The organism is Mycobacterium sp. IDUB_21, from assembly GCF_055419425.1.
Window position 1 is genome coordinate 13,943 of record NZ_JBVAXQ010000010.1, and the last position, 16,145, is coordinate 30,087.

The 16,145-nt window shown below is 67.7% G+C and carries 15 protein-coding genes; 7 read left to right on the plus strand and 8 right to left on the minus strand.

Features of this window, described 5'->3' with window-relative positions; all coding sequences use genetic code 11:
• Positions 1–6: 6 nt before the first annotated feature.
• Positions 7–4,329 carry an HAD-IC family P-type ATPase gene (locus tag ACZYY4_RS15375; protein WP_463810866.1) on the minus strand — a complete coding sequence of 1,441 codons (4,323 nt, stop codon included), beginning with the start codon at positions 4,327–4,329 and terminating at the stop codon, positions 7–9.
• A 154-nt stretch (positions 4,330–4,483) separates the two neighbouring features.
• On the opposite strand from ACZYY4_RS15375, the gene ACZYY4_RS15380 reads away from it, so the two are divergent.
• Positions 4,484–4,861, plus strand: a complete 378-nt coding sequence (locus ACZYY4_RS15380; protein ID WP_463810867.1) for an ArsR/SmtB family transcription factor — start codon at positions 4,484–4,486, stop codon at positions 4,859–4,861.
• A gap of 347 nt (positions 4,862–5,208) precedes the next feature.
• Here the strand turns inward: ACZYY4_RS15380 and rpsR are convergent, their stop codons facing one another.
• From rpsR to rpmB, 4 genes are read right to left on the minus strand one after another with little or no spacing between them, the layout of a single operon-like run.
• Positions 5,209–5,481, minus strand: coding sequence for a 30S ribosomal protein S18 (gene rpsR / locus ACZYY4_RS15385; RefSeq protein WP_463810868.1), 273 nt, complete (start codon positions 5,479–5,481; stop codon positions 5,209–5,211).
• The gene (gene rpsN / locus ACZYY4_RS15390; RefSeq protein WP_463810869.1) at positions 5,482–5,787 is read right to left on the minus strand and encodes a 30S ribosomal protein S14; all 306 of its coding nucleotides are present in this window, start codon (positions 5,785–5,787) and stop codon (positions 5,482–5,484) included.
• A 3-nt stretch (positions 5,788–5,790) separates the two neighbouring features.
• Positions 5,791–5,955 carry a 50S ribosomal protein L33 gene (gene rpmG, locus ACZYY4_RS15395; RefSeq protein ID WP_463810870.1) on the minus strand — a complete coding sequence of 55 codons (165 nt, stop codon included), beginning with the start codon at positions 5,953–5,955 and terminating at the stop codon, positions 5,791–5,793.
• Entirely contained in the window at positions 5,955–6,191 is a 237-nt protein-coding gene (gene rpmB / locus ACZYY4_RS15400; RefSeq protein ID WP_463810871.1) for a 50S ribosomal protein L28, read from the minus strand. Before rpmB ends, rpmG begins: the two co-directional genes overlap by 1 nt.
• 113 nt (positions 6,192–6,304) lie before the next feature.
• Between rpmB and mrf the strand changes: the two genes are divergently transcribed.
• On the plus strand, positions 6,305–7,501 hold the full coding sequence (gene mrf / locus ACZYY4_RS15405; protein ID WP_463810872.1) for a ribosome hibernation factor-recruiting GTPase MRF: 1,197 nt from the start codon (positions 6,305–6,307) through the stop codon (positions 7,499–7,501).
• Here the strand turns inward: mrf and ACZYY4_RS15410 are convergent.
• Both ACZYY4_RS15410 and ACZYY4_RS15415 read right to left on the minus strand, forming a co-directional pair.
• On the minus strand, positions 7,498–7,824 hold the full coding sequence (locus ACZYY4_RS15410; RefSeq protein WP_463811026.1) for a DoxX family protein: 327 nt from the start codon (positions 7,822–7,824) through the stop codon (positions 7,498–7,500). The genes mrf and ACZYY4_RS15410 overlap by 4 nt on opposite strands.
• An 85-nt stretch (positions 7,825–7,909) precedes the next feature.
• A complete protein-coding gene (locus tag ACZYY4_RS15415; protein ID WP_463810873.1) occupies positions 7,910–9,154 on the minus strand; it encodes a TetR/AcrR family transcriptional regulator in 1,245 nt (414 codons plus the stop codon).
• Between the two features lie 69 nt (positions 9,155–9,223).
• On the opposite strand from ACZYY4_RS15415, the gene ACZYY4_RS15420 reads away from it, so the two are divergent.
• From ACZYY4_RS15420 to ACZYY4_RS15440, 5 genes are read left to right on the plus strand one after another with little or no spacing between them, the layout of a single operon-like run.
• Positions 9,224–10,006: an enoyl-CoA hydratase gene (locus ACZYY4_RS15420; RefSeq protein WP_463810874.1), complete on the plus strand. Its 783-nt coding sequence runs from the start codon at positions 9,224–9,226 to the stop codon at positions 10,004–10,006.
• The gene (fadD5, locus tag ACZYY4_RS15425) at positions 10,003–11,523 is read left to right on the plus strand and encodes a fatty-acid--CoA ligase FadD5 (RefSeq protein WP_463810875.1); all 1,521 of its coding nucleotides are present in this window, start codon (positions 10,003–10,005) and stop codon (positions 11,521–11,523) included. Before ACZYY4_RS15420 ends, fadD5 begins: the two co-directional genes overlap by 4 nt.
• Positions 11,524–11,531: 8 nt before the next feature.
• Positions 11,532–12,761 (plus strand): acyl-CoA dehydrogenase family protein, encoded by a 1,230-nt coding sequence (locus tag ACZYY4_RS15430; protein WP_463810876.1) that lies wholly within the window; start codon positions 11,532–11,534, stop codon positions 12,759–12,761.
• A complete protein-coding gene (locus ACZYY4_RS15435) occupies positions 12,762–13,907 on the plus strand; it encodes an acyl-CoA dehydrogenase family protein (RefSeq protein WP_463810877.1) in 1,146 nt (381 codons plus the stop codon).
• Positions 13,908–13,937: 30 nt separating this feature from the next.
• On the plus strand, positions 13,938–15,305 hold the full coding sequence (locus tag ACZYY4_RS15440) for a TIGR01777 family oxidoreductase (RefSeq protein WP_463810878.1): 1,368 nt from the start codon (positions 13,938–13,940) through the stop codon (positions 15,303–15,305).
• Between the two features lie 111 nt (positions 15,306–15,416).
• Here the strand turns inward: ACZYY4_RS15440 and ACZYY4_RS15445 are convergent, their stop codons facing one another.
• The gene (locus tag ACZYY4_RS15445; protein ID WP_463810879.1) at positions 15,417–16,040 is read right to left on the minus strand and encodes an SOUL family heme-binding protein; all 624 of its coding nucleotides are present in this window, start codon (positions 16,038–16,040) and stop codon (positions 15,417–15,419) included.
• Positions 16,041–16,145: the final 105 nt, after the last annotated feature.

Sequence of the window (16,145 nt, forward strand, 5' to 3'; positions counted from 1 at the left end):
GTCGATTTATACGCTGGCCCACACCGTAGACGGATCCGCGGCCAGCGCCGCAGCGGCCTGGGTATCTGTCGGGCGCAGCGTTTGCACCGTGGCCATCGGACCTGACGCCGTTGCCGCGCTGCTTTCCGGTGATTCGCCCCGGCCGGCCGGCACTAGGTGTGACGCCGCGGCGATCGCCAGTACCGCCGCGCCGGTCGACCCCATCGCTTGCGCCCAGCCGAACGGGCCGACCGGGACGCAGCCGAGTAGCTGGCTGATGCCGGGGATGCTGATCATCGCCGCGAACGTCGCGAACGATCCGGCAGCGGTGAGCAACACCAACGGTGCGTGCGAATCGACCAGTGTCTGGGCCAATTCGGTGGAGACCAGGGTGATCAGCGCGACGGTGGCGGCGCGCTGCGGGCGTCCGGTCAGCGAGGCCATCGCCCAGGCCGCGCTGGCCGCGGTTCCGGTGATCGCCCCGCGGACGACGACGGCACGCATCAGCTTGCGTTCGTCGATGCCGTGGACGACGCGGCCCGCCGGGCCGGCCGGGGTGCTCACCGCTACGGAGGTGGCCGGCAGCGCGTCGGTCAGCATGTTCATCAGCAGCAGCTGACGGTTGTTCAGCGGCGAGCTTCCGGTCAGTGCGCTGCCGACGACACCGAAAATCACCTCGCCGACGTTGCCGCCGAGCAATCCGGTCACCGCCAATTGCACCCCGCGCCACAGTCGCCGGCCTTCGTCGATGGCACCCACCAGCGCCTCGATACGCCCGTCGGTCAACACGATGTCGGCGGTTGTGTGCGCCGAGTCGCTGCCGCGGGCGACGACGCCGAGTCCGACGCTGGCGGCCCGGATCGCCGCGGCGTCGTTGGCGCCGTCACCGACCATGGCGCAGACCCGCCCGCTGCGTTCGAGGGTCTGGACGACCTGCACCTTGTTCTCCGGAGACATCCGGGCGAAGATCACCCGCGCGGCCACCGCATGTTCTTGGTCCTTGCGCGACAGCGCATTCCATTCCGATCCGGTGATCACCTGTTCGGCGGTCACCGGCACACCGAGTTCCGCGGCGATCGCGGTTGCGGTGACCGGGTGATCGCCGGTGATCAACCGGATGCCCACGCCCCGGTCGGCCAGGTCGGCGAGCAGCTGGGGCGCCCCGGCGCGCGGGGTGTCGGAGATCCCGAGAAACCCGGTCAGCGACAGCCCTTCGGCGCACAGCCCGGTGATGGCATCGGTGTCGTCGCGCAGCGATTTCACCTGTGCGGCGGTGAGGCGACGCTGCGCCACCGCGATCACCCGCAGCCCACCGGCGGCCAGTTCGGTCACCGGGTCGCTGACCTCGGGGCCAAGACCCTCGCAGGCTGCCAGCACCACTTCCGGGGCGCCCTTGACCACCAGTTCCCGGCCCGACACCGACGCCGAGAATGCCCGTCCGGAGCGGAACGGCAGGTGTGCATCCGGGGTGGACCACAGTGGGCCGGCGATGCCGGCGGCCGCCTCGAGGACAGCCTGGTCGGTCGCGTGGGCATGCAGGGCGCCCTCGGCGGCCGGAGCGGCGTTGACCGCACAACGCAGCACGTCGTCGTCCGAGTGCCCCGCCACCGGGCGGACCCGGGTGACGCGAAGTCGGTTTTCGCTCAGTGTCCCGGTCTTGTCGAAACAGACCACCTCGACGCGCCCGAGTGCCTCCACTGAGCGGGGAATGCGCACCAGCGCACCGGAATCGCTCAGGCGTCGCGCTGACGCATGTTGGGCCAGGGTCGCCATCAACGGCATTCCCTCGGGCACCGCTGCCACCGCGACCGCGATCGCGTTGCCCAGCGCCTGTTGAAGGCCACCACCACGCAGCAGTCCGAGCACACCCACCAGCAGCCCACCGGCCGCACTGGCCGGGAAGGCGCGGCTCATGAGCTGACTGAGTTGGTGCTGCAGGCCGACCACGGGCAGCTCCCCGGAAGCCAGTTCGGCGGCGCGGCGCGCCTGGGTGTCGGCGCCGACGGCGGTGACCAACGCGCGCGCGGTACCCGCGACGACCGTCGTGCCCGCGTAGAGCATGCAGCGCCGTTCGGCGAGTTCGGCACCCGGTGTCGCCGCAACGTCTTTGTCGACCGACAGCGACTCTCCGGTGAGGGAGGATTCGTCGACTTCGAGGTCGGTGGCCACGATCAGCCGTGCGTCGGCGGGCACGACTTCATTGCTGCGGATCTCGATGACGGTGCCGGGCAGCAGACGGTCCGCGTCGATCTCGCCGTACGTCTCGCCGGGCTCGACGATCCGGGCCGGCGGGGTCTGTTGTGCCAGGAGCCGGTTCAGCCGGTTCTCGGCCTGCAGTTGCTGCCCGGCTGCCAGCATGCAGTTGCCGATCAGCACCGTGCTGACCATGAACGCATCGACCGGCGACCCGAGCAGGGCGGTGGCCGCCGAACTCAGCGCCAGCACCGGCATCAGCGGATCCGACAGCTCGGTACGTACGGCCTTGACGAACTGCCACGCCATGTGAGGCGGCTGCGCGGTGAGTTCATCCGCGGCCCCGGCGAGGTCGGGAGCAGGCAGGATGTCGCGGACCTGATCGATCGACATCGCATGCCATTCATAGGCCTGCGCGGGCCGCGGCGTGGTCGTCCGGGCAACTCCGCGGGCCAGCAGATATCCCGACAGCAGCCCCGCGGCCGCGCCGGCCGTGACCGGCCCGGGACCTCTGCCCCGGCCGGCCCGCACCCCCGGAACCATGAGCACCGCGCCGAGTGCCGAGGCGCCGGTGGACAGCGAGATGCCGCGCTCGGTGGCCGCCCGTGCCGCCGGCAACGCATGCAGCACCCGCCAGGCGCCGGTCAGATCCGGCAACAGCAGATCCGCGGTGAAAGGCGGTGCGGCAGCGGCACCGTCGGGCATGATTCCCAAGCCGACATCGGCGGAGGCGAGTGCTTGCGCGGCGGTCGAAGACAGCACCGCAACGGTGCGCCCGGCCTGCTGCAGACCGGCCAACGCAGCGGCGAGCGTCTCGTCGAATGCCCCGTCGCCGGCCGGTACCAGGTCATCGAAGGCCGGCCGCAGCTCGCCCAGGTCGGGCACGTCAAGGGTGATCAGTTGCGCGCCGGACGCCCGCGCCTCGGCCAGCAGGGCCGTCGCCAGCGGGTGGCGTGCGGCGCCGTGGGAGAGCAACCGTGGATCGACGAGCACCGCGTCGACCCGGTCGAGTCGGCGCAGCCCGTCCGGGCGCAACGGCAGCGCCGCGTGTTGCTCGACCAACGCTCGGCTCAGGGTCGCCGCGAACGATTCGGTGGTGGTGCGCATGGCTTTCGGACCGGCTACCACCGCCGCAGTCGCAGCCGCGTTGACGTTCCGGGTGAGCAACCCCACCAAGCCGGCGCCGAGCAGCTGCACACGGGCAGCCCGGTTGCCGTGCCGTTCGGCGGGGCCCTCAGGCAACGGCACCGGACGCGTCGGGAGATGCACCTCCGCCTGGTCGGCGTGCCGGGCCAGGTTCGGCTCATGGCGGATCCAGGCGTGTGCCGCGGCCTGGTTTTCGGCGGCCTTGATGCCCTGCAGCGCCAAATCCACCGCCAGCGCGGCCGGCGACAGCGTGGCGATGCGCGCACCGGTCGAGATCAGCGACAGCACTGTGTGGGCCGAGCCGACGCCGACCCGGTCGACGAGTTGGCGACGCAACCACGGCTGGTAGTTCGCCAAGGCCGCGACGGCGTCGACGGCGACGGGGGCCTGCGGTAACCGCAGCGCCCATCCGGCCAGTGCGATGCCCAACCCGGCGGCGTTGACACCGACCATCACTCCCCTGGCCGCCAGCGGCAATCCGTCGCCCGGCAGGCCGACAGCCGGGGCCGAGCCGGCCGGGGTGTCCGCGGGTGCCGAACCGGCGGCTTGCCGGCAACGCCGCTCGGCGTCTTCGACCAAGCGGCACAGGTCGTTCAGCGAAATTCGCTCGGCATCGGCCGTCAGCTTCACTTGCAAGTCCACCACAACCCGCGACAACGGGAGGTTCAGCTTTGCCGACACCACCCCCGGTTGGGCGCAGAGCGCGTCGAGCACACCGCGCCCGAGTTCTGTCCCGTGGCTGCCGGTCAGCCCGCGCACCTCGATCCACGCACGGTCCGCACCGCTCCAGCAGCGTCGGGTCAGCGTCGCGGTATCGCCGGACAGCAGCCGGCCGGCTTCGCGAACCGGCACGGTGGCCACCTGCAGGCCGGCCGTTGCGATGACGCCGACCGCCTCGGTGGCGGCGGAGGCGCCGCGGACCGTCGCGTCGACGAGTGCGGATGTCGCCTGGATTCCCAGGGCGACCGGGCGTAGCAGCAAGGATGTCCGGATCAAGTCGACAGCAACCAATCGTGTGATCTGACGGGGAGTTCCGAGCGGGTCGGGCACTGAAATCCGCGGCAGGAACCGACCAATTCTGTCGATACTTTGATGATTACGCAACTATGCAAATGTGTCGTTCGCCGAAGCCCGCCATAGGTGTTGGGCCAAAATGAATGCCGAGATGGCAAAACATGAAGAACGGCGACCCGAAAACTTCACTTCGCCCACCCGTGCCGACGGGCCGACCCAGCCCCAACTCGCCTCGGCCGCGAGCACGTTCGCGCTGCTCAGCAGTCCGGCGCGTCTACACGTGATGTGGCTGGCCGCCCAAGGCGCCTACGACGTCACGACCCTGGCGGGACTGGCCGGGATCAACGTCGCCACCATGAGCCAGCACCTGACCAAGCTGCGGCTAGCCGGATTGATCCGGGCACGGCGGGACGGGCGCCATCACATCTACACCGTCGACGACCCGCATATTTTGACGCTGCTCCAGCAGATCTTCGCCCACATCGGCCCGGACGGCAGCCTGGCGCCCGACCCGCCGAGACAGTCGTAGATCACCTGGCGTGACCGAGGTCACACAGCCGGTGAAACCCGGCGCCGCTCACGGACCAAAGTCCCAAGATGTAGTGATCGGCAACACTTTTCGGGTTCTTGCAACTAAGGCTTGGATAGCGTTTTGCCCATGAAAGACCCTGTAATCGTGCTCCCGGCGGCCATTGCGGCGATCATCGGCCTGCTCATCTTCGGCTTCCTGGCGTTGGAGGTCGTGTTCCACCTCGGCTGAGCCGCGGCGCTACTCGGAGCTGATTCACCGATTCACTGCCCGCGTGTGCTGTGCCACGAACTCTTTCCTCAGCTGCTCGGCCCGTTGCAGTGGCGCCACCGATTTCGCGACCGGAATCATCCGGGTTGCTCGAGAATGGCGCCCGGGTACGGCAGCAGTGCCATTTCACGAGCGTTCTTGATGGCGGTCGCTACCTGGCGTTGTTGCCGGACGGTGAGTCCGGTGGCCTCGCGGGCGCGGATCTTGCCGCGGGGGGAGATGAAGAGCCGCAACGTGGCGGTGTCTTTGTAGTCGATGGCGGCCATTCCGAGCTTGTTGAGCAGATTCTGTTTGGCGGCCCGAGCCGGTGTCCGCAGAACACGCTGGGCCTCTTTGGATTTGGTTGCCATCTACCAGCTCGATTTCCGGACGCCGGGGAGATGGCCTTGGTGTGCGAGCTGGCGCATACGGACCCGGGACAGCCCGAACTTGCGCAGGTACCCGCGGGGACGCCCGTCAGCGCCGTCCCGGTTGCGCAGCCGCACCGGGCTGGCGTCGCGCGGTTGGCGCGCGAGGGCCTGTTGAGCCGCCATTCGTTGCCCCGGGCTGCTCGAGGTCGAACGAATGATTGCCTTGAGTTCAGTGCGGCGCTCGACATAGCGGGCCACCAGGGCGCGGCGTTGCTCGTCTTTGACGATCTTGGACTTTTTGGCCACGGTTCAGCGCTCCTCACGAAAGTCGACATGCCGGCGCACGACTGGGTCGTACTTGCGCAGCAACAGGCGGTCGGGGTCGTTGCGCCGGTTCTTGCGGGTGACGTAGGTGTAACCGGTGCCCGCCGACGAGCGCAGCTTGACGACGGGGCGAATGTCGCTGCGCGCCATCAGCTGAGCCGGCCTTCACGCCGCAGCCAGGCCACCACGGCCTCGATGCCGTCGCGATCGATGATCTTGATGCCCTTCGCGCTGACCCGCAGTCTGATGCGGCGGTCTTGCGAGGGCAGGTAGTAGGTCCTCACCTGGATATTCGGCGACCAGCGGCGCCTGGTGCGGTGGTGCGAGTGCGACACCGCATTGCCGAATCCGGGCGACCGCCCGGTGATCTGACAGCGTGCAGACACCAGAATCTCCTCCATCCAACGACCAGCTTTATTGAAAATCATTGTCGACAAGCGATGCGCGGGACGTTACCGTAGGAGCGACCTTAATGACAATAATTTTCATTAGGAGGATGATGCGGACTCCGGTGATCCTGGTGACCGGGCAGCACGGCACCGACGCAGCGGCCCGGGCCTTGCTGTCGAAGGCGGGTACGGTAATGGTCAGCTACGGCTTGGACGGCCATGTGGTGATTCGGGAAACCGCCGGCGGGCCAGTGGATCCGACCAAGAAGTCAGCCCTTGAGCTGGCACACGGCTGCGTGTCCTGCACCATCCGCAATGACCTGCTGGTGCTGTTGCGCCGGCTTCACCAGCGCGCCAACGTCGAGCGCATCGTCGTCCGTCTGCCCGACTGGCTGGAGCCGCAACCGGTCTGTTGGGCGATCCGCCACGTGCGGGTCCGCCTTGGGCCGGCATACATTGACGGCCCGGCCGGCCGCGATGTGGTCGTCGCAGCGATCATCACTTGCGTCAACGCGACGACCTGGCTGCCGCAAGCGCTCGGCGACGATGAACTCGACGATGGCCGCACGATCGCGCAAGTTGTGGTCGGCCAAGCCGAAGCCGCCGACGCCGTCGTGGTTTTCGACCCGGAACCGACCGCGTTGGCGGTGTTGCGCCGGTTGGCTCCCCGAGCTCGGATCACCGTCGGAACCGATCGACTCGAACTGGCGCTGATCCACCTCGACGACGGTGCGCGACATGGTCGGCGTCACGACCCGCACGCTCCGTTGCTGGCCGGTCAGCCCTCGCTTCGGGCCGAGGGGATGGTCGAGATGATCGAATTCCACGCGCGGCGCCCGTTTCACCCGCAGCGTCTGCACTCGGCTCTCGACATCCTGCTCGAGGGGGTGATCCAGGCGCGCGGGCGGCTGTGGCTGGCCAACCGGAGTGCGCGCGTGACCTGGCTGGAATCGGCCGGTGGCGGGTTGCATCTGTCGTCGGCAGGCAAATGGCTGGCCGCGATGACGGCCGCCGAAGCTGCCCGGGCTGCCCCAGAGCGGCATGCCTTCGCCGACTTGATCTGGGACCACCGCTACGGCGACCGGCACACCGCGATGGTGATCCTGGTCTGTGGCGCCGATCCGAACCGGATCCATGACCGCCTCACCGCCGCACTGCTCACCGATGACGAACTGCGCACGCCGCGCCGATGGCCCGGCTACCACGATCCGTTCGGTGACTACCACGAAGAACCGTGCGACGAGACCACGCACGCCATTCCAGACGCCTCCCACCACCACACCCGAGGCGGAGACCAGCCGAACTAACCCGCGCGCCACACCCGCAATGCCGCGGCGATCATCGGAATCTGCAACGGCAAACGCGCGATCATCGCAGCCCGCACCCAGGGCTTAGCCCAGAACAACCGGACACAGTTGACGTTCGCCGGGAACACCGCGACGAACAGGACGACAGCGGCGAGCGCTGCCCCTCGTCGAGTACGCGGCGCCAACAGCAGCGCTCCCGTCACCACCTCGGCGAGCCCGGAAGCATGCGTGTAGGCACGCGGGGGGCCCGGCAATTCAGCCGGAATGATGGCATCGAACGGCTTCGGCCAGACGAAATGGACGGCGCCGATGCCGAGCAGCATTCCGGCGAGCCCACGAGCAACGGTCACGGCACGCGGTCCTGACGATGAGGCGGTCACGACGCGATCGTATCCAGCCCCGTTTGAATCACCGTTGCTCACCACCGAAAAGCACGGCCTGCATCAACACGTGGACCCGGGACCGTTGCTCGTCGGTGTCGTCGAAATTGACCAGGCGCCCGATATCGACGACCAGGGCAAGGGCCGCGTGGACCCGGAACACCGCTTCGGTCTCGGCTGACCCGACCTGGCCGAGCAGGTGGGCCCACTCGTCGACGTTCTGCCGTTGTAGCGCGCGCAGGTGTGCCTGGTCGCGCTCGGGCAGGTTGGCGAACTCGGCGAAGTAGATGTTGATCAGGTCGGGCGCGGCGAACGACAGCGCGGTGTAGCGCTCGGCGATGCGGATCGCCGCATCACGCGGATTGCTGGACTCGGCCAGCGCATCGGTGATGACCAACAGCACCCGGTCGCTGGCGCGCTGCAACGCGGCGACGAGCAGAGCGGCCTTACTCGGGTAGTAGCGGTATGCGCTGGAACCCTGCAGGCCGGCGGCAGTGCCGATCTCCTCGATGCTGGCTTCGTAAAAGCCCCGCTGCCCGAATACCCGAATGGCTTCGGTGAGCAGTCGTTCTCGTTTCGACGTGCTCGGCAGCCCCCGTTCGGATCGCCGTGGCGCGGGATCGGTCGGCGCGGCAGGCAATGCCGTGCTGGTCAGCACCGACCAGCACAACTCACCCAGTAACGACTGCAGTGAAACGGCCGCCAGGCGGGTTCGGTGCGCCGAGATGCTGCCGATGACGCTCAACGCCGCGGTGGCCAGGACCGCGGTGTCGGCGGCGGGCAGCCCCGGGCGCAGCGCGGCCAGCGGTTCGGCCAGGGCGGCGTTCAGCGCGTCGTAGCTGCCGCGGATGCGCTTGCGGTCCGCCGGCTGCAGGTAGCGCCGCTCCCACCGGTAGAACGCGCCCTCGCGTCGCGTGCTGATCGTGGTCTCGATCAGCGCGTCGACGATCGCGCGCAACCGTTCCTGCGCCGGCCGGCCCGGCTCGTCGGCGGCGCGGGCGGCGGCCACCAGTGTCTGCACCGCGTACTCGGCGGTGGCAACCAGCAGTGCGTACTTGTTGGCGAAATGCCGGTACAGGGCAGGCCCGGAGATACCGACTTCGGCGGCGATCTCGTCGACGCCGACCGCGTGATAGCCGCGCTCGCTGAAGGCACGCGCCGCGGCTCGGATGATCTGGGCCTTGCGGTCCTTGGGGCGACGTCGCACCGCAGTGGTGGTCACTGATCGCCCCCTCGTGTTGACAGTCCGGTCCGAGGCCCATAAGTTAACCATAATTTACGTTTTCGTCCACAAAGGAAGTGACGTGTTGCAGACCCGGTTCACCGAAGTGGAGGGCTGACCATGCCCGAGAACGCCGCCTCCCCCAAACTCACCGCGACGCGCGACGGTCGGATACTGCGGGTGACGCTGACCAACCCCGAGCGGCTCAACGCCATCGACTACGCCACGATGACGGCCTTCGGCGACGTCGTCGCCGAAGCTGCCGCTGATTCCGCGGTGCGGGCGATCGTGATCACCGGCGAGGGCAAGGCGTTCTGCACCGGCGCCGACCTGTCCGCGACGGCCGGTGGCGTCACGCCAGACGAGGTGATGGATTGCGCCGGCCGGCTGGTCACGGCGATCGCCGAAACCCCGGTGCCGGTGATCGCTCGGGTCAACGGACCTGCCGCCGGGGTCGGGGTGGGTATCGCGCTTGCCGCCGACCTGGTCTATGCGGCCGAAAGCGCTTACTTTCTACTGTCGTTCACCAACATCGGGCTGATGCCCGACGGTGGCACGACCGCTCTGATCGCCGCCGCCGCAGGCCGCGCGCTGGCCAACGAGATGGCGCTGCTCGGTGAGCGTCTACCGGCGACCGCCGCCCGCGATGCCGGTCTGATCAATGCGGTGCTGACGGACGCCGAGCTGGACGCGACGGTTCAGAAGGCCACCGAGAAACTGGCCCACGGCCCGCGTCGTGCGCTGGAATTGACCAAGAAGGCGCTCAACGCCAGCAACCTGGCCTCCCTCGGCGCCGCACTGGCCCGAGAGAAGGCCGGCCAGGTGGAGCTGTTGGGCTCGCCGGACTTCTTCGAGGGCGCCACGGCGATGTTGCAGAAGCGAAAGGCGGTGTTCGCCGAATGAGCGCACAGCCCTTGCGTTCCCGCCGCAACCACTGGATGAATCAGGTGGCGATCCACGCCGAGATGCGTCCGGCCGCAGTGGCCTTTCGCTGCCGTGACACCGACACCACCTGGCACCAACTGCACGACCGCGCAGAACGGCTCGCGAACGCACTGTTCCGTCGTGGGATCAGATTCGGTGACCGCGTTCTCATCGTGATGCTCAACCACACCGAATACGTCGAGTCGGTGTTGGCGATCAACGCGCTGGGCGCCATCGCCGTGCCGGTCAATTTCCGTCTCACCGACCCCGAGATCAGCTACATCGTCTCCGACAGCGGCGCCAGGGGCGTCATCACCGACCAACTGCTCGCGCCGCTGATCGAGGCGGTCCGCAAGAATGCCGTCGGGCTCGATGTCGCCGTCGTGCTCGGCGAGGATTACGAGTCGCTCATCACCGAGCCGGGAGCCCCACACCCCGGTGCCGACATCCCCGAAGACACTCCGGCGTTGATCATGTACACGTCGGGCACGACGGGAAGCCCCAAGGGCGCCATCCTTTCCCATTCGAATCTGCAGGCCCAATCCCTGACCTGCATCCAGGCCCTGCAGACCAGCCCGGACAGCGTATATTTCTGCGCCGCACCGATGTTCCACATCGCCGGCCTGGGCAGCATCGCGCCCAACCTGGCGCTGGGCACCAAGACGGTGATCCACCCGCTCGGCGCGTTCAGCGCCACGGAGACCCTTGACGCCTGGGAGCGCGAGCGCGCCACTTCGGTCTTCCTGGTTCCGGCGCAGTGGCAGGTGATCTGCGCGGACCCGACGGTGCGGCAACGGGATCTGGCTCTGGAGGTGATCAGCTGGGGTGCCGCACCGGCGTCGGACACCGTGCTGCGGGCGATGGCGGAGACGTTCCCGGATGCGCTCAACGTCGCGGTGTTCGGGCAGACCGAGATGTCGCCGATCACCTGCGTCTTGAACGGCGCCGACGCGATCCGCAAGCTCGGCTCGGTGGGCAAGGTGATCCCGACCATTGCGGCGCGGGTCGTCGACGACGACATGAATGAGGTGGCCCCGGGCGAGATCGGCGAGATCGTCTACCGGGGACCGACGTTGATGCAGGGTTACTGGAACAAGCCGGAGGCGACCGCGGAGGCATTCGCCGGTGGCTGGTTCCACTCCGGTGACCTGGTGCGTGTCGATGACGAAGGGTTCGTCTACGTCGTCGACCGCAAGAAGGACATGATCATCTCCGGCGGGGAGAACATCTACTGCGCCGAGGTGGAGAATGTGCTGTTCGAGCATCCGATGATTCGGGAGGCGGCCGTGATCGGGCGAGCCGACGACAGGTGGGGCGAAGTTCCGGTTGCGATTGTCGCTGGTGAGGGGTCGCTGACGCTGAGCGATCTGGAACCCTTCCTCAATGAGCGGCTCGCCCGCTACAAGCACCCGAAAGAACTCGTGCTGATCGACGAGTTACCCCGCAATGCCAGCGGCAAAGTGATCAAACCGCTGTTGCGCAAGACCTACGCCTAGGAGTGGCAGTGGATCTCAATTGGTCGCCCGAGGAGGCAACGTTCCGCGACGAGGTGCGCGCGTTCCTCGACGAACACCTGAGCTCGGACCTCCGTCGGGCCGGACAGCTGATGACGAGCGTGTACGCCGATCATGAGGCGAGCATGCGCTGGCAGGTGATCCTGCACGAACGTGGTTGGGCTGCACCGGCATGGCCGGTCGAATACGGCGGCTGTGACTGGACCCCGTTGCAGCACTACATCTTCAGCCGCGAATGCGCGCTGGCGGGTGCGCCGATACTCTCCCCGATGGGTATCAGGATGGTGGCACACGCGATCATCGGCTTCGGCACCACCGAGCAGAAGGACTGGTTCCTGCCCCGGATCCTCACCGGTGAAGTGTTCTTCTGTCAGGGCTACTCCGAGCCGGAGTCCGGTTCGGACCTGGCATCGCTGTCCATGGCCGCAGTTGATGACGGTGAGGATCTCATCTGCACCGGCAGCAAGATCTGGACCACCCACGCCGCGCAAGCCAACTGGATCTTCTGCCTGGTCCGCACGTCGCGCGCCGGCAAGAAGCAGGAAGGCATCACCTTCCTGCTGATCGACATGACGACACCGGGTATCGAAGTCCGCCCGCTGGTCATGACCTCCGGTGAGGAGGTGCAGAACCAGGTGTTCTTCGACTCGGTACGGGTGCCGAAGACAGGCGTGCTGGGCCGGATCGATGACGGGTGGACCGTCGCGAAGTATCTGCTCAACTTCGAGCGGGGTGGCGCCATGGCCCCGATGCTGCAGGTATGGGCGGATGCGGTCGCCGAACAGGCTGCGGGACAACCCGGACCGGATGGCACGTCGCTGGCCGACGATCCGGCGTTCCAGCTGAAGATGGCCGATGCCCGGGTTCGCACTGACATCTTGGAGATCCTGGAGTTCCGCACCATCGCCGCGCTCGCCAAGGGCCACAATCCGGGACCCGCGGCCTCGATGCTGAAGATTCTGGGTACCGAACTGAGCCAGACGATCACCGAACTGGCGCTGGAGGCGGCCGGACCACGCGGCCGTGTCTACCAGCCGCACGCCACCATGCCCGGCGGCCCGGTCCCCGACTTCATCCCGCCGACCGACGGCTACGTCAGCGGCCAGCCGTGGCAGGCGGTGGCCCCGCTGCGCTACTTCAACGACCGCGCCGGCACGATCTACGCCGGCAGCAACGAGATTCAACGCAACATTCTGGCCAAAGCAGCATTGGGGTTATAGATGGACTTCTCGTTCACCGACGAACAGGAACTGCTGCGCGACACCGTCGGCAAGTTCCTCGCCGAACGCTACGACCTGGAGCGCAGCCGCGCGGCCGCCAAGACCGGTGCCGGCTGGCAGCCGAATATCTGGCGCGGGTTCGCCGATGATCTGGGCATCCTGGGCGCGACACTGCCCGAAAGGGTCGGCGGGCTCGGCGGGGGCGCAGTCGAGCTGATGATCATCACCGAGGCGCTCGGACATGCGCTGGTCATCGAACCCTTCGTCGAAACTGTCGTGCTGGCCGGCGGGCTGCTGCAACGTGCCGGCGGCCCGCAGGCCGAGCAGCTACTGAACCGGATTGCACTCGGAGACGCCGTCGTTGCGGTTGCCGCAGAGGAACCGGCGTCGGCGGGAACCTGGCATGACGTGTCCACCACCGCGCGCCGCGACGGTGACCACTGGGTGCTCGACGGCGCCAAGATCGCGGTGTCGTCAGCGCCGATCGCCACCAATCTGCTGGTGACCGCGCGTACGTCGGGCGCACAGCGCGACACCACCGGCCTGTCGCTGTTCCTACTCGACTTCGACGCCGCCGCACCGGGTCTCGGTGTGGAATCGTTGCGCACCATCGACGACCGGCAGGCCGCCGACTTGACCCTCGACGGCGTGCGCCTGCCTGCCGACGCGCTGCTGGGCGACGAAGGCCAAGCATGGCCGGCGCTGGAGCACACCCTGGACGAGGCCACGGCGGCGATTGTGTCCGAGGCGGTGGGCTGCCTGCGGCGGGTCTTGGCCGACACCGTCGACTACACCAAGCAGCGTCAGCAGTTCGGCCAGCCCATCTCCTCATTCCAGGTGTTGCAGCACCGGATGGTGGACATGTATCTGGAGGTCGAGCAGGCTGTCGCCGCACAGTATCTGGCGATGATGAAGCTCGACGCCGAACCGGCGGAGCGGGCCCGGGCGGTGTCGGCGGCCAAGGCCACCGTGGCGCGCGCCGCCCGATTCGTCGGGCAGAGTGCGGTGCAGACCCACGGCGCGATGGGCATGACCGAGGAGTTGGCCCTGGGCCACTACTTCAAACGGCTCACCGCGATCGAGTACCAGTTCGGTTCCCGCGACCGGCACCTCGCCCGGTATGCGGGCCTGACGACGACCCGCTGACAGCGCCGTTTCTGCCGGTAGCGTCGAAGTATGAGCCTGGTTTTTTCCAGCATTGTGCAGGCGCCGCGCGCCGAGGTCTTCGCCTGGCATGAGAGGCCGGGGGCTTTCAGCCGTCTGAACCCGCCATGGCAGCGGATGCGTCTGATCGCCGAATCCGATTCGCTGCGCGATGGCATGGCCGAACTGGCTCTTCCGGGCGGGCTGCGCTGGTTCGCTGAGCACCAACCCGGCGGCTACGATCCGCCGCGGCGTTTCGTCGATGCGATCGGCGGCCGTGGCCTGGCGTCGCTTCCGACCCGGTTGGTGATGAGATGGCGGCACACCCACGAGTTCGACGACCTCGGTGACGGCAGAACACGGATGACCGACCTCGTCGACACCCCGATCCCCGGGGCGATGCTGCGGCCGATGTTCGTCTATCGGCACCGCCAGCTCGCCGACGACCTCGCCGCCCACCAGCGCGCCAAAGAACACGGTCTGCGGCCGATGACGGTGGCGGTCAGCGGCGCATCGGGGCTCGTAGGTTCGGCCTTGACGGCGTTCTTGAGCACCGGGGGCCATCGGGTGATCCGGCTGGAGCGGCGCGCCGCGGCCCATCCCGGTGAGCGGCAATGGAACCCCGACGATCCGGATCGTGAGCTGTTGGCCGGGGTCGATGCGGTGATTCACCTGGCCGGAGCCTCGATCGCGGGCCGCTTCACCGCCGGGCACCGGCGTGCGATCCGGGACAGCCGGATCGAGCCGACCCGCAAACTCGCCGAGTTGGTCGCCCGCAACACCGCCGGCCCGTCGGCGCTGATCTGCGCATCAGCAGTCGGCTATTACGGTTACGACCGCGGCGACGATGTGCTGACCGAAGCCAGTCAACGCGGGGACGGGTTTCTCGCCGACGTCGTCGCCGACTGGGAGGACGCACTGGCCCCGGCTGAGCAGGCCGGCAAGCGTGTCGTCCGGATTCGCACCGGCATCGTGCAATCACCGCGCGGTGGCACACTGCAGTTGATGCGGCCACTGTTCTCCGCCGGGCTGGGCGGCCGGCTCGGCGACGGCCGGCAGTGGCTGCCGTGGATCGGGATCGACGACTTGATCGACATCTATCACCGAGCCCTCTGGGACACCGGGCTCTCCGGCGCCGTCAACGCCGTCGCCCCGAATCCGGTGCGCAACAACGAGTACACGAAGACGCTCGGACGAGTGCTACGCAGGCCCACCCTCCTGCCCGTCCCACGGCTGGGGCCACGACTACTACTCGGCGACCAAGGTGCACGTGAACTCGCCTGCGCGAGCCAGCGAGTACTGCCCGAGCGCTTGTACGATGCAGGGCACCGGTTCCGCATGCCCGACCTCGAACCGTTGCTGCGGCATCTGTTGGGCCGTTCCGCTACGGACGGCGATTGAGTACCGCAATGTGTCCGGACAGCACGGTGGCGATTTCGGCCTACAGCGTTGGTCAGACCACCGCCGAACCGGTGCCCAGCAGGGTAGAAATGTGCACGTGACTCCTTGGGGTCAATTACTTTTCGTGACAGGTACCGCAATCTCGTTGCGGCGAAACAACGGAATGGTCCACGGCGGGTCGTAGAACCATGCCTGCGGTGCGCCGGCCGGCTGGAAAGCCAATTTCTTCAAGGCGTTCAACAGCTGCACGCTGTGTGCTTCCACCGCACGACGACCGCGATCACCGGCGAAGGTGTGTACCGCGATGGTTTCAGCAGGAAAGCGCACCAGCTGCACAGCCGAGTTGTCGGGGTCCGGCAGTGATTCCAGGGTGATGCCGGCCGGCATGAAGAAGCGGATTACCCATTGTCCCGGGACGGCGGATTGTTGGGCCACCGGAGAGGTCATCGCGATCCGCTCGCCCGCCGGGGAGGCAGTGCCTTGGGCGACCGGCGCAGTCATCGCGAACTTCGTTCGGGAGTGATTGCCGCCGAAGATGTATCCGGCCAGCCGCCGAAACCCAATATTGCGAGCCGCTTCTTCGTCACCGGTAACAATCGTCTCAGCGACGATTCGCTCGCCGTAGCGGCGAATCTCCACATCACGAGTTCGCTGTTCGACCGTGTAGGAAGGTTCCTCGGTTCCGTTCCGGAACCCGACCAGGGAGCCGACGCCCTGCAGAGCAGCGCTCGCCATCGCGAAGATTCCACTCATTTACGGCCTCCGCTCATCCGGACCCACACGGTGGCCCTCCCCGGCGCACCAATTGCAGCCGGGAGCCGGGTACCCGTTCGGCCACCA